Origin of the sequence: Pseudomonas sp. (assembly GCF_030690725.1) — a bacterium.
Classification (GTDB): Bacteria; Pseudomonadota; Gammaproteobacteria; order Pseudomonadales; family Pseudomonadaceae; genus Aquipseudomonas.
In genome coordinates this window covers 16753-28158 of sequence record NZ_JAUYGD010000032.1, presented here as the reverse complement: position 1 = coordinate 28158, position 11406 = coordinate 16753, and the positions used below count along the sequence as shown (strand labels likewise).

The window sequence follows — 11406 nt, the reverse complement described above, 5'->3', positions numbered from 1 at the left end:
GTGATGGACAACATACTCGACCGGCCGGATCAGGCCTTGGTGCTGGTGGTGGACGACACCCCGGAAAACCTCGAACTGATGAGCGGGCTGCTGCTCGGCAGCTACCGGGTCAAGGTCGCCAGCAGTGGCGTCAAGGCGTTGCGCATCGCCGCCGGCAGCCAGCAGCCGGACCTGATCCTGCTCGACATCATGATGCCGGAGATGGACGGTTACGAAGTCTGCCGCCTGCTCAAGCTCAACCCGGCCACGGCGGATATTCCGGTGGTGTTTCTCACCGCCAAGACCGAGGTGGCTGACGAGCAGCACGGCTTTGACCTCGGCGCGGTGGACTACATCACCAAGCCGATCAGCCCGCCCTTGGTGCTCGCCCGCGTACACGCGCATTTGCAGCTCAAGGCCAGCGCGGATTTTCTGCGCGACAAGAGTGAGTACCTGGAGCTGGAAGTACGCCGTCGCACCCGCGATATGCAGCGCCTGCAGGAGGTCACCATCGAGGCCATGGCCAGCCTTGCAGCCATGCGCGATAACCCCTGCGGCAAGCACCTGGCGCGTATCGAGCCCTATATGACCACCCTGGCCACGGCGCTGGCCCATCAGCAGCCGGCGCTGGTTGATGAGTTGAACCGCGAACGCATCACTCAACTGGGCAAGTCGGCATTGCTGCATGGCATCGGCAAACTGGTGCTACCGGATCGCATACTGCTCAATCCGAACCAGCAGCTGCAGGGCGAGGATCTGCAACTGCTGCACCGCCACACCGAAGCCGGGCGTGATGCCTTGCTGGCCGCTGAAGCCAAGCTGAGCAACAACGTCACCGATTTTCTGCGCGATGCCCGCGATATCGTCTATAGCCAGCATGAATGCTGGGACGGCAGCGGCTATCCGCAGGGCTTGCTGGGCGAACAGATTCCGCTGACGGCCAGGCTGATGGCGGTGGTCGGTGCCTATGAAGAGCTGACCAGCCACCACCTGTACCGGCCGTCATGTAGCCACGCCGACGCGCTCAAGCAGATCAGCGCGGCCAGCGGTACGCGCTTCGATCCCTCGGTGGTGCTGGCCTTTATTGAAGCCGCCGATGACTTCGCCAACATCGCCCAGCGCCTGGCCGACGACGCCGCGGCGATTCACGCCGAGCTGCAGCGCCTGGATGAATCACTGGGGGAAAGCATCGAGCTGACTCTGCCAGCGGATTGATCACTGCCAGTCGAGGCTTAGCTCGGCCTGCCAGGCAACGCGTTCGAAGTGGCTGGTGACTACCTTCTTCAGGCTTTCCAGGCCTTCACTGCTGGCGCTTTGCACGCTCAGGCGCAAACCCTCTGCCTCGGCCTGCAGCAGGGCCAGGCCGCTGTCGAACTCGATACGCCCCTGCTGCTCATCGAAACTCACTGGGATCTTGTGGGCGAAGTGTTTGCACAGCCGGCTGATATAGCGGGCCGGTGTGTCTGTAGCGACATAGGCGCTGGCGTTCAGTTGCATGGGTTTCTCCTCATTAATGCGTGGCTTAGTAGCCGACGGTAAAGCGCTGGCGCAGGTGTTGCGGGCGCTCCAGCTCATCGATGATGGCCACGGCCAGGTCAGCCACAGAGATCTGCGCCGGGGCATCGCCATTCATCAGCAGCTGCTCGCCGCCAATGCGGAACTGACCGCTGCGCGCACCGGGTTGCAACAGCGCGGGCGGCGAGATAAAGCTCCAGGCCAGAGCGGTTTCAGTCTTCAGCAGGTTGAGGGTCTGCCGCGCGCCTTCGGCACCTTCCTTGTATTCAGCGGGAAAGTCCGGGGTGTCGATCAGCTGCAGGCCCGGCGCCACATACAGGCTGCCCGCGCCGCCGACCACCAGCAGGCGCTGCACGCCGGCTTGTTTGCTGGCGGCGATGATCGCCTGGCTGCCCTGGATAAAACGCTCGCGAATATCCGCCGTGCCCCAACCCGGGTTGAAGGCGTGGATCACTGCGTCATGGCCCTTGAGTTGCTCGGCCAATGCCTCGGCGTTGTAGGCATCGCCGGCCACTGCGGTCAGTGCTGCGTGCTGCGGCAGTTTCGCGGGATCACGGACGATGCCGCTGATCTGGTGGTCACGGTCCAGGGCTTCTTGCAGAACAGCTGCGCCAACAAAGCCGCTGGCACCGATCAGAGCGAGTTTCATGGGTGTCTCCAGGTGGGATTAAGTGCGAGAGATAATCGCAGCTGGGTAAAGCTCAGAAAAATAGGCTAAAAAGGCTTTAACTATTAAGCAGGGCTTATGAATGGAGCAGTTAAAGCGCATGGCGGTGTTCGCCACCGTGGTCGATCGTGGCTCCATGGTGGCGGCGGCCGAGGTGCTCGGCATGACCGCCTCGGCGGTCAGCCAGCAGATTCGCAAACTGGAAGACAGCACCCAGGTCAGCTTGCTGCACCGAACTACGCGCAAGCTGACCCTGACCGAGGCAGGCGCGACCTTCTACCAGAGCTGCGCCCAGGTGCTGGCGCTGGCGCAGCAGGCCGAGCAGCGCCTGGCCGAATTGCGCGATGCGCCGGTGGGCGAGCTGCGCATTGCCGCGCCCGTGGGGTTTTCTGGGCGACGGCTCAGCGCGGCGCTGGCGCCGCTGTTGCAGGCGCATAGTGGCCTGAGCCTCAAGCTGTTTTTCCATGATGAGCAGGTCGATCTGGTCGAGCAGCGCATCGATCTGGCCATCCGGGTCGGCCATCTGGAGGATTCCAGCCTGGTGGCTCGGCATATCGGTGATACGCGCATGCTGCTGTGCGCTGCGCCGGCCTACCTGCTGCGCAAGCCGCCAATCAATCAGCCGCAGGATCTGATCGGCCTGGACTGGCTGATTCTGCATGTCGAGAGCGCGTTCAATGTGCTGGAGCTGCACGGGCCGCATGCCCAGGTGGAGAAGCTGCGGGTGGAAAGCCGGGTGGGCTGCAACAACATCCTTGCCGTGCGCCATTTCACCTTGGCCGGCATGGGCGTGTCGCTGCAGCCGGAGCAGGAAGTGCGCGAGGAGTTGGCCAATGGCAGCCTGCGCGAGCTGCTGCCGCACTGGCGTATGCCGCCATTCGGTATCTACCTGGTGACGCCGCGCCGCGATGCGCAACCGGCCAAGGTGCGCTATGCCATCGAAGCGCTACGCCAGCACCTGTTGGCGCCCTGACTGCTATTGCCAGTCGAGGCTCAGCTCCGCCTGCCAGGCAAAACGCTCGAAATGTGCGGCGATCAGGTGCTTGAGCTTGTCCAGGTCTTGCGGGTTATGACTCAAGGCGGTGATATGCAGGCCGGTTCGGTCGGCATGCAGATGCGAAAGGCCGAAGGCGAATTCGATGCGGCCGTGGTGCTCATCGAAACTGACCGGCAGCTTGTGGGCGAACTGGGTACACAGGCGGCTGATATAACGCGCCGGCGTGGTGGTGGCGACATAGCTGGAGGCAATGCACGGCGCGCTGATGCCGTTGCAGCGCTCAGGGTGGGCATGGCGCTGGGCGGCTAGGCTGTCCAGTGCGTCGCGCGGGTAGAGGGCAGGGTTCTGGGTCATGCTGCTGGTGCCAGATTGGGCGCGTTTCATGGTTATCTCCCCCAATCACTGCTGGCTCAGGCAAAGCGCCTTCGCGGGGTAAAGTCAGGTCCAGTGCGTTAATGCATGTGCGACTGGCAATTATGTAGCCTATGGGACAGTGCTTAATCCCTTTTGGTTGCATCGGGCGCTTGCTTGTAACGCCTGGTTTGCTTGGTTTGCCTGTCCATAAAGTACCGCCAGCCGGCGTGCTTGAGCGGTTTTTGCCACGCCAGGCAGGCGCGCGTAATACCCCACAATAGGGGCCGTGCTGACAGGAGGGTGGGCGCTGCGTAAAGATTGCCGTATAACGGGCGGCAGATACGACTTGGGCAACACAGGACCCCTGATTAAAGCTGATGAAGACGCCAAAACGTATTGAGCCCCTGGTCGAAGCCGGGCTGGTCGATGAAGTGATACGCCCGCTGATGAGCGGTAAAGAAGCCGCGGTCTATGTGGTGCGCTGCGGCGAAGAACTGCGCGTCGCCAAGGTTTATAAAGAAGCCAACAAACGCAGCTTCCGTCAGGCCGCCGAGTACCAGGAAGGCCGCAAGGTGCGCAACAGCCGTGATGCCCGGGCCATGGCCAAAGGCTCGAAGTACGGCCGCAAGGGCCAGGAAGACGCCTGGCAGAATGCCGAAGTTGCCGCCTTGTTCCGCCTGGCCAACGCCGGGGTGCGGGTGCCCAAGCCGTATGACTTCCTTGAAGGCGTGCTGCTGATGGAGCTGGTCGATGATGGCGAGGGCGATGCTGCGCCGCGTCTCAATGATGTCGACCTGCACCCGGATGATGCCCGCGAATTCCACGCCTTTATGATTCATGAAGTGGTGAAAATGCTCTGCGCCGGCCTGGTGCATGGCGACCTGTCGGAATTCAACGTACTGCTTGATCCAGATGGCCCGGTGATCATCGACCTGCCGCAGGCGGTGGACGCAGCCGGCAACAACCATGCGTTCAAGATGCTGGAACGTGATGTCGGCAACATGTCCGCTTACTTCGGTCAGTTCGCCCCGGAATTGAAGTTCACCAAGTACGCCAAGGAAATGTGGGCGCTGTACGAGGCCGGTGAACTGACTCCGGAAAGCCCGCTGACCGGTGAATTCGATGACCCGGAAGAAGAAGCCGATATCGACGCGGTGATGCGCGAAATCAAGGCCGCCCTGGCCGACGAAGCGCGCCGCCAGGCGCTGCTGAATGCCGAAGATGAACCCAAGGGCGAAGAACCGCCACCGCCTTGGGCGCAATAGGCCAGAGCGCTGCTAAGAAAAATGCCGCTTACCTGATCAGGTAAGCGGCATTTTTTATTTCCGTTATCCAGGCCTGCCAAGGTTCAGCCTGTAGGGTGGATCGGGGCGCGTAGCCGACGCTTTTTTCATTCCACCATCTGGATGCGGCGTGGTGGATGGGTGAGGCGACATCCACCCTACGTGTCGTGCTTAGGGTTACAGCCGTGTGGCCTTAAAGGTGTCACAACGGCCGACATCGCCACCGTCGAAACCGGTCTTGAACCAGCGCACGCGTTGCTCCGAGGTGCCGTGGGTGAAGGAGTCCGGCACCACCTGGCCGCGGGCCTGCTTCTGCAAACGGTCATCGCCAATGGCGTTGGCGGCGTTTAGCGCTTCTTCGATATCGCCTGGCTCCAGCCAGTCATGCCGGCGTTGGCCGTGGAAGGCCCATACGCCTGCCAGACAGTCGGCTTGCAGCTCCTGGCGTACCAGCAGGCCGGTGGCACCTTCTACCCGCTCGCCGCGCTGGCGGGCGGCATTGACCTTGGCCGAGACGCCGAGCAGGGTCTGCACGTGGTGGCCGACTTCATGGGCAATCACATAGGCCTGGGCAAAGTCGCCGGCCGCGCCAAAGCGTTGCTCCAGCTCGCGGAAGAACGCCAGGTCGATATACACCCGCTGATCACCGGGGCAATAGAAGGGCCCGACTGCCGAGTTGGCAAAGCCGCAGGCGGAGTTCACCCCGCCGCGAAACAGCACCAGGGTCGGGTCTTTGTACTGCCGATTGGCGCCCTGGAATATTTCCCGCCAGGTGTCCTCGGTATCGCCGAGCACGGCGCGAACGAATTCCGACTGCTCGTCATTGGTCGCCTGCGTTGAGCTTTGCGGTGCACTGACCGAGCCGCCCTGCATGGCTTGCCCGGCCAGCTGGCCGAGGATCTGCATCGGGTCCTGGCCGCTGAGCAGGCCGACGATCACCACAATAGCCACACCACCAAGGGTCAACCCCTTGCCGCCGCCCATGCGTGAGCCGCTGCCGCGCGCATCCACCACGTTGTCACTGCGTCTTCCGCGTTTCCAGCGCATCGCTATCGTCCTGTGTGTATGCCGAGCTTGAGTGTCGTCCGCTGGCGTGAGCTGCGCCAGTGCAGTCGTGCGCTATTTAGTTGGCGGGGTACTGGCTAATCACCCGCTCTGCGCCCTGTTTATCCAGGCCGATGACTTGATAGGCGTCGCGCACATTGCCGTATTCCATGCCCGGTGAGCCGGCCGGCATACCGGGCACGGCCGCGCCGAGCAGGTCGGGTTGTTTGCGCATTTTGAGGATGTCGGCCGCCGGTACATGGCCTTCGACAAACTGGCCGTTGATCACCCCGGTGTGGCAGGACGACAGGCGCGGCGGCACGCCCAGGCGCTGTTTGACCGCACTCATGTCGGCCTCGACATGATCGACCACGTTAAAACCGTTGTCCTGCAGGTGGCTGATCCAGGCCTTGCAGCAGCCGCAGTTGGCATCGCGGTGTACGTCGATGGTCAAGGGCTCGGTGGCAAAACTCAGGCTGCTGACAAACAGCCCGGCGAGAACAAGCAGCTGGCGCATCGGGTAACTCCTGGCAGGTGAAAGGCTGAGCATAGCGCCGGGCGGCCTTGGCTAACCACCGGCGATTTCCGAAAGGCGCGGCTGGGGCTTATGCTGCGTGCTCGATTTCGGGGCTCTAAAATTCCAAGAAAAGGATGCTGTCCATGTTGTTTGCACGCGTAGTACTGGTGATTCAACTGTTGGCATTGGCGGGGCTGGGGCTGGCCTATTTTGTTCGTCCCCATGAAATGGCCAACCTCAGCGGCATGCTGCTGATGTCGCCGGCGGCGGCCACTGATATGCGGGCCTTCTACGGCGGTCTGCAACTGGGCCTGGCGGCGTTTATCGGCCTGTCGCTGAGTCGGCTGGATCTGACCCGCGCCGCGCTGACCCTGCTGGTGCTGCTCTACAGCGCCCTGGCGTTGGCGCGGATTGGCGGCCTGTGGCTGGATGGCGGCGCGCAGCAGACGTTCAACCTCTACGCGCTGCTGCTGGAAGTGGTCTCGGTGGGGCTGTGCTTCTGGGCGCTGCGTGGTGTGCAGCGCCTCTAACCTTAACGGCGCTCCAGCAATACACCCGATTCCATATGGTGGGTGTAGGGGAACTGGTCGAACAGCGCGCAGCGCGTCACTTTATGGGTGTCGCTGAGCTGGGCGATGTTGGCGGCCAGGGTCTCCGGGTTGCAGGAGATATACAGAATGCGCTCGAAGCGCCGGGTCAGCTCGCAGGTGTCCGGGTCCATGCCAGCGCGCGGCGGGTCGACGAATACGCAGCCGAAGTCGTAGCTTTTCAGGTCGATGCCAGCCAGGCGCCGGAACGGCCGCACCTCGTTCAGGGCTTCGGTCAGCTCCTCGGCGGACAGGCGCACCAGAGTCACGTTATCCACGCCGTTGTCCTCCAGGTTGGCCAGGGCGGCATTCACCGAGGACTTGCTGATCTCGGTGGCCAGCACCTTGCGCACGCGGGTGGCCAGCGGCAGGGTGAAGTTGCCGTTGCCGCAATACAGCTCCAGCAGATCATCCTGGCGTTCGCCCAGCACCTCATAGGCCCAGGCGAGCATCTTCTGATTCACCTCACCGTTGGGCTGAGTGAACGCGCCCTCCGGCTGGCGATAGCTGAAGGTGCGCCCGGCGACCTGCAGTTTCTCCTCGACATAGTCCTTGCCGATAACCATGCGCTTGCCTTTGGAGCGGCCAATGATGCTCACCTGCAGTTCACTGGCGAGCTTCTCGGCCTCGGCCTGCCAGGCGTCATCCAGTGGGCGGTGATAGCACAGGGTGATCAGCCCATCGCCGGCCAGGGTGGTGAGAAACTCGACCTGGAATAGCTTGAAGCTCAGGGCGCTGCTGGCCTGCCATGCGGCCTTCAGGCGTGGCATCAGCGCATTGATCTGCACGCTGGCGATAGGGAAATCTTCAAAGAAAATCGGGTTGAGGTTATCGCCGGCCTCGAACATCGCGTAGTGGCGATCCTCACCTTCACGCCACAGGCGGAATTCGGCGCGCAGGCGATAGTGCTCGCGCGGCGACTCGAATACATCGGGGGCGGGCGCATCGAAGGGTGCCAACAGCTCGATCAGGCGCTGCTGCTTGTCCGCAAGCTGGGCGGCGTAGGTGGCGGGATCGAACTGGGAACGGCTCATGTGGGACTCTTTTCAAATTGGAGGCGGGTGAGCGATGGCTCACCCGCTAGGTCATCAGGCGAAGTACGCCAGTTTGATCGCAAACAGCACCGAGAGCACCACCAGCGCCGGGTTGAGTTCGCGCCAGCGGCCGGCCAGCAGCTTGATCAGGGTCCAGGCGATAAAGCCGAAGGCGATGCCATTGGCAATCGAGAAGGTCAGCGGCATGGCCAGGGCGGCGACTACCACCGGGGCTGCGACGGTGAGGTCGTCCCAGTCGATTTGCGCCAGGCTGCTCATCATCAGCACGGCGACAAACAGCAGCGCCGGTGCGGTGGCGTAGGCCGGTACGGCGCCGGCCAGTGGGGCGAAGAACAGCGCCAGGAGGAACAGGATGGCCACCACGCAGGCGGTCAGGCCGGTGCGCCCGCCGGCGCTGATGCCAGCGGCGGATTCGATATAGCTGGTGGTGGTCGAGGTGCCCAGCGCCGCGCCAGCCATGGTCGCGGTGCTGTCTGCCAGCAGGGCGCGGCCGAGCTTGGGCATCTTGCCGTCCTTGTCCAGCAGGTTGGCTTTCTGCGCCACACCGACCAGGGTGCCGGAGGTGTCGAACAGGTCAACGAAGAGGAAGGCGAAAATCACGCTGACCAGGCCGATATCCAGCGCGCCCATGATGTCCAGTTGCATCAGGGTTGGCATCACCGAAGGCGGCATGGATACCACGCCATCCAGCTTGGACAGGCCGAACAGAATGGACAGGGCGGTGATCAGCAGGATGCCGATCATCACCGCGCCGGTCACCCGGCGCTGCGCCAGCGCGGCGATCACGAAGAAGCCCAGGCAGGCCAGCAGGGCGCCGCCTTGGGTCATGTCGCCGAGAGTCACCAGGGTGGCGGGATGGTCGACCACGATGCCGGCGTTTTTCAGCGCGATAATCGCCAGGAACAGGCCGATACCTGCAGCGATGCCGGCGCGCAGGGCCAGGGGGATGCTGTTAATGATCCACTCGCGGATCTTGAAGATCGACAGCAGAAAGAAGATCACCCCGGAGAGGAACACCGCACCCAGCGCCACTTGCCAGGTGTGGCCCATGGTCATCACCACGGTGTAGGTGAAGAAGGCGTTGAGGCCCATGCCTGGCGCCAGGGCAATCGGGTAGTTGGCCCACAGGCCCATGATCAGCGAGCCGATGGCGGCGGCCAGGCAGGTGGCGACGAAGACCGCGCCATGGTCCATGCCGGTCTTGGCCAGCATCTCCGGGTTGACGAAGAGGATATAGGCCATGGTCAGAAAGGTGGTCAGCCCGGCGAGCATTTCGGTGCGCACCGTGGTGTTATGGGCTTTGAGTTGGAACAGTCTTTCCAGCATGCGGAACTCCCCGTAACGGCTTTTTTGCCGTGTTTATGCAAACCGAAAGCAAAGCACATCCACGCGTGGGTGCATGTTTTTACTGGCGATCTGGAAAAAGGCGCGCATCATATCAGCTCGTCCGGAACGGGTGAATTTATGACCGCTTGGACAGTTTATGCACGACCAGAACAAGGAGCGAAACGATGACTGCACGGGCCCTTATCAGCGTTGCCGATGGTGTTGAAGACCTCGAATGCGTGACCCTGATTGATGTACTGCGGCGTGCCGAGGTTGAGGTGGTGGTGGCCAGTATCGAAAGCCGGCGGATGATCACCTGCGCCCGTGGCACGCGCCTGACGGCCGACACCATGCTGGTAGACGTGCTGGCCCAGCCCTTTGACCTGATCGTGCTGCCCGGCGGCATGCCCGGTGCCCAGCACCTGGCCGAGCACGAGCCGCTGGCCGAACGGGTGCGCGAGCAGGCCAAGGCCGGCAAGCTGTTTGCCGCCATTTGCGCAGCGCCCGCGCTGGCCCTGCAGCAATACGGCGTGCTCAAGCAGCGGCGCATGACCTGCTACCCGGCCTTCAGTGATCGTCTGAGCGGTTGCGTGTTTGTCGATCAGCCGGTGGTGGTCGATGGCAACTGCATCACCAGCCAGGGCCCTGGCACCGCCCTGGCGTTTGCCCTGACCCTGGTCGAGCAGCTGTGTGGCAAAGCCGTGCGCAAGCAGGTCGCCGAGGCCATGTTGGTCAGCTAGTTGTTGCTTCGCTCAGGGCCTTGCGGGTGCATATGGTCACGCTTGGCCAGTTCGGGGAACAGGCGTATCCAGAGCCCGGTGACCAGAATCGCCCCCACGCCGCCGATCAGTACTGCCGGCACCGTACCGAACCAGGCGGCGCTGACCCCTGCGCGGAAATCCCCCAGCTGATTGGATGCGCCGATAAACAGACCGTTGACCGCGCCGACGCGGCCGCGCATCTCGTCCGGGGTTTGCAGCTGCACGAAGGCACCGCGAATCACCATGCTGATCATGTCCGCCGCGCCCAGCAGCACCAGCGCCGCCAGGCTGAACCACAGCGAGGTGGACAGGCCGAAGCCGATGGTCGCCACGCCGAAGATCGCCACCGAGCTAAACATCACCGGGCCGACCCGGCGCTCAATGGGAAAGCGCGCCAGCCACAACGACATCAACAGCGCGCCCACCGCCGGTGCTGAGCGCAGCAGGCCGAGGCCCCAGGGGCCGGTGAGCAGAATGTCCTTGGCAAACACCGGCAGCAGCGCGGTGGCGCCGCTGAGCAACACCGCCAGCATGTCCATCGACACCGCGCCGAACACGGCAGGGCGGCTGCGGATAAAGCGAAAGCCGGCCAGCAGCGAGTCCAGCGAGACCTTCTGCTTCAGCGGCAACTGGCGCGCCGGCAGGCTGAGCATCAGGCTCAGGGCGCAGCCATACAGCAGCACGGCCGGGCCATAGACCCACTGCGTGCCGAACGCATAGAGCACGCCGCCCAGCGCCGGTGCGACGATGGTAGCGGCTTGCATGGCCGAGGCTGACGCGGCTACGGCAGCGGGAAACAGTCCTGGCGGCACGATATTCGGTAGCAGCGCCTGGGTGGTGGGCATCTCGAAGGCGCGGGCGGTGCCGAGCAGAAAGGCAATCAGGAAGATCATCTCGCGGCTGATACCGCCAGCGCTGCTACCCAGCAGCAGGCATAGAGCAATCAGCCCCTGCGCGCCCTGGCAGAGCGCGGCCACTTTGCGCCGGTCAAAGCGGTCGGCGACATGTCCGGTGAGCAGGATAAACAGGATCTTCGGCAGAAACTCGATCAGCCCGACCAGGCCAAGGTCGAGCACGTTGCCGGTCAGCGCATACATCTGCCAGCCAATCGCCACGGTAATCATCTGGAAGCCGCTGGCGGTAAATACCCGGGCGAACCAGAAGGCCAGAAATGGACGCTGGTGACGTAAAAGCTGAGACATGGCCGAACAACTCGCACGGCTGGCGGGAGGCGCAGCCTAGCATGCGGCCGGGTGAGTGGCATGCTGAAGCCCGCTTTAGAGGCGCGGCGGCAAACTTATCTGACTTTAAAGGCAGGTTT

At 63.1% G+C, this 11406-nt stretch carries 13 protein-coding genes; 5 read left to right on the top strand and 8 right to left on the bottom strand.

What is annotated here, in order from left to right; genetic code table 11:
• Positions 1-3 precede the first annotated feature (3 nt).
• Positions 4-1194: an HD domain-containing phosphohydrolase gene (locus Q8O69_RS05900; RefSeq protein ID WP_305590367.1), complete on the top strand. Its 1191-nt coding sequence runs from the start codon at positions 4-6 to the stop codon at positions 1192-1194.
• Here Q8O69_RS05900 and Q8O69_RS05895 read toward each other — a convergent pair whose 3' ends face one another.
• Complete coding sequence (locus tag Q8O69_RS05895) at positions 1195-1476, bottom strand: DUF2218 domain-containing protein (RefSeq protein WP_305590365.1); 282 nt, start codon at positions 1474-1476, stop codon at positions 1195-1197.
• Between the two features lie 25 nt (positions 1477-1501).
• Positions 1502-2143, bottom strand: a complete 642-nt coding sequence (locus tag Q8O69_RS05890; protein WP_305590364.1) for an NAD(P)-dependent oxidoreductase — start codon at positions 2141-2143, stop codon at positions 1502-1504.
• Between the two features lie 100 nt (positions 2144-2243).
• On the opposite strand from Q8O69_RS05890, the gene Q8O69_RS05885 reads away from it, so the two are divergent.
• A complete protein-coding gene (locus tag Q8O69_RS05885) occupies positions 2244-3134 on the top strand; it encodes a LysR family transcriptional regulator (RefSeq protein WP_275960616.1) in 891 nt (296 codons plus the stop codon).
• A 3-nt stretch (positions 3135-3137) separates the two neighbouring features.
• Here Q8O69_RS05885 and Q8O69_RS05880 read toward each other — a convergent pair whose 3' ends face one another.
• Positions 3138-3542 (bottom strand): DUF2218 domain-containing protein, encoded by a 405-nt coding sequence (locus tag Q8O69_RS05880; RefSeq protein WP_346015620.1) that lies wholly within the window; start codon positions 3540-3542, stop codon positions 3138-3140.
• Between the two features lie 347 nt (positions 3543-3889).
• Here Q8O69_RS05880 and Q8O69_RS05875 point away from each other — a divergent pair, with 347 nt between their 5' ends.
• Positions 3890-4777: a PA4780 family RIO1-like protein kinase gene (locus Q8O69_RS05875; RefSeq protein WP_275960617.1), complete on the top strand. Its 888-nt coding sequence runs from the start codon at positions 3890-3892 to the stop codon at positions 4775-4777.
• A gap of 195 nt (positions 4778-4972) precedes the next feature.
• On the opposite strand, the gene Q8O69_RS05870 is transcribed toward Q8O69_RS05875, so the two are convergent.
• Together Q8O69_RS05870 and Q8O69_RS05865 are read right to left on the bottom strand one after the other, a co-directional pair.
• Positions 4973-5842, bottom strand: a complete 870-nt coding sequence (locus Q8O69_RS05870) for a neutral zinc metallopeptidase (RefSeq protein WP_305590362.1) — start codon at positions 5840-5842, stop codon at positions 4973-4975.
• A 76-nt stretch (positions 5843-5918) separates the two neighbouring features.
• Positions 5919-6356, bottom strand: a complete 438-nt coding sequence (locus Q8O69_RS05865; protein ID WP_305590360.1) for a DUF411 domain-containing protein — start codon at positions 6354-6356, stop codon at positions 5919-5921.
• 143 nt (positions 6357-6499) lie between these two features.
• On the opposite strand from Q8O69_RS05865, the gene Q8O69_RS05860 reads away from it, so the two are divergent.
• Positions 6500-6886: a DUF4345 domain-containing protein gene (locus Q8O69_RS05860; protein WP_275960620.1), complete on the top strand. Its 387-nt coding sequence runs from the start codon at positions 6500-6502 to the stop codon at positions 6884-6886.
• Between the two features lie 2 nt (positions 6887-6888).
• Here the strand turns inward: Q8O69_RS05860 and trmA are convergent, their stop codons facing one another.
• Complete coding sequence (gene trmA / locus Q8O69_RS05855; RefSeq protein ID WP_305590358.1) at positions 6889-7977, bottom strand: tRNA (uridine(54)-C5)-methyltransferase TrmA; 1089 nt, start codon at positions 7975-7977, stop codon at positions 6889-6891.
• A 54-nt stretch (positions 7978-8031) separates the two neighbouring features.
• A complete protein-coding gene (locus Q8O69_RS05850) occupies positions 8032-9324 on the bottom strand; it encodes an NCS2 family permease (RefSeq protein WP_305590356.1) in 1293 nt (430 codons plus the stop codon).
• Positions 9325-9509: 185 nt separating this feature from the next.
• On the opposite strand from Q8O69_RS05850, the gene Q8O69_RS05845 reads away from it, so the two are divergent.
• Positions 9510-10064 carry a DJ-1 family glyoxalase III gene (locus Q8O69_RS05845; protein ID WP_257776980.1) on the top strand — a complete coding sequence of 185 codons (555 nt, stop codon included), beginning with the start codon at positions 9510-9512 and terminating at the stop codon, positions 10062-10064.
• On the opposite strand, the gene Q8O69_RS05840 is transcribed toward Q8O69_RS05845, so the two are convergent.
• Positions 10061-11287, bottom strand: coding sequence for an MFS transporter (locus Q8O69_RS05840; protein WP_305590352.1), 1227 nt, complete (start codon positions 11285-11287; stop codon positions 10061-10063). The two genes, Q8O69_RS05845 and Q8O69_RS05840, sit on opposite strands and share 4 nt — an antisense overlap.
• Positions 11288-11406: the final 119 nt, after the last annotated feature.

Coding starts and splice junctions, on each gene's coding strand:
- Q8O69_RS05900 (WP_305590367.1), top strand. CDS start 4: ATGGACAACATACTCGACCGGCCGGATCAGGCCTTGGTGCTGGTGGTG.
- Q8O69_RS05895 (WP_305590365.1), bottom strand. CDS start 1,476: ATGCAACTGAACGCCAGCGCCTATGTCGCTACAGACACACCGGCCCGC.
- Q8O69_RS05890 (WP_305590364.1), bottom strand. CDS start 2,143: ATGAAACTCGCTCTGATCGGTGCCAGCGGCTTTGTTGGCGCAGCTGTT.
- Q8O69_RS05885 (WP_275960616.1), top strand. CDS start 2,244: ATGGAGCAGTTAAAGCGCATGGCGGTGTTCGCCACCGTGGTCGATCGT.
- Q8O69_RS05880 (WP_346015620.1), bottom strand. CDS start 3,542: ATGAAACGCGCCCAATCTGGCACCAGCAGCATGACCCAGAACCCTGCC.
- Q8O69_RS05875 (WP_275960617.1), top strand. CDS start 3,890: ATGAAGACGCCAAAACGTATTGAGCCCCTGGTCGAAGCCGGGCTGGTC.
- Q8O69_RS05870 (WP_305590362.1), bottom strand. CDS start 5,842: ATGCGCTGGAAACGCGGAAGACGCAGTGACAACGTGGTGGATGCGCGC.
- Q8O69_RS05865 (WP_305590360.1), bottom strand. CDS start 6,356: ATGCGCCAGCTGCTTGTTCTCGCCGGGCTGTTTGTCAGCAGCCTGAGT.
- Q8O69_RS05860 (WP_275960620.1), top strand. CDS start 6,500: ATGTTGTTTGCACGCGTAGTACTGGTGATTCAACTGTTGGCATTGGCG.
- trmA (WP_305590358.1), bottom strand. CDS start 7,977: ATGAGCCGTTCCCAGTTCGATCCCGCCACCTACGCCGCCCAGCTTGCG.
- Q8O69_RS05850 (WP_305590356.1), bottom strand. CDS start 9,324: ATGCTGGAAAGACTGTTCCAACTCAAAGCCCATAACACCACGGTGCGC.
- Q8O69_RS05845 (WP_257776980.1), top strand. CDS start 9,510: ATGACTGCACGGGCCCTTATCAGCGTTGCCGATGGTGTTGAAGACCTC.
- Q8O69_RS05840 (WP_305590352.1), bottom strand. CDS start 11,287: ATGTCTCAGCTTTTACGTCACCAGCGTCCATTTCTGGCCTTCTGGTTC.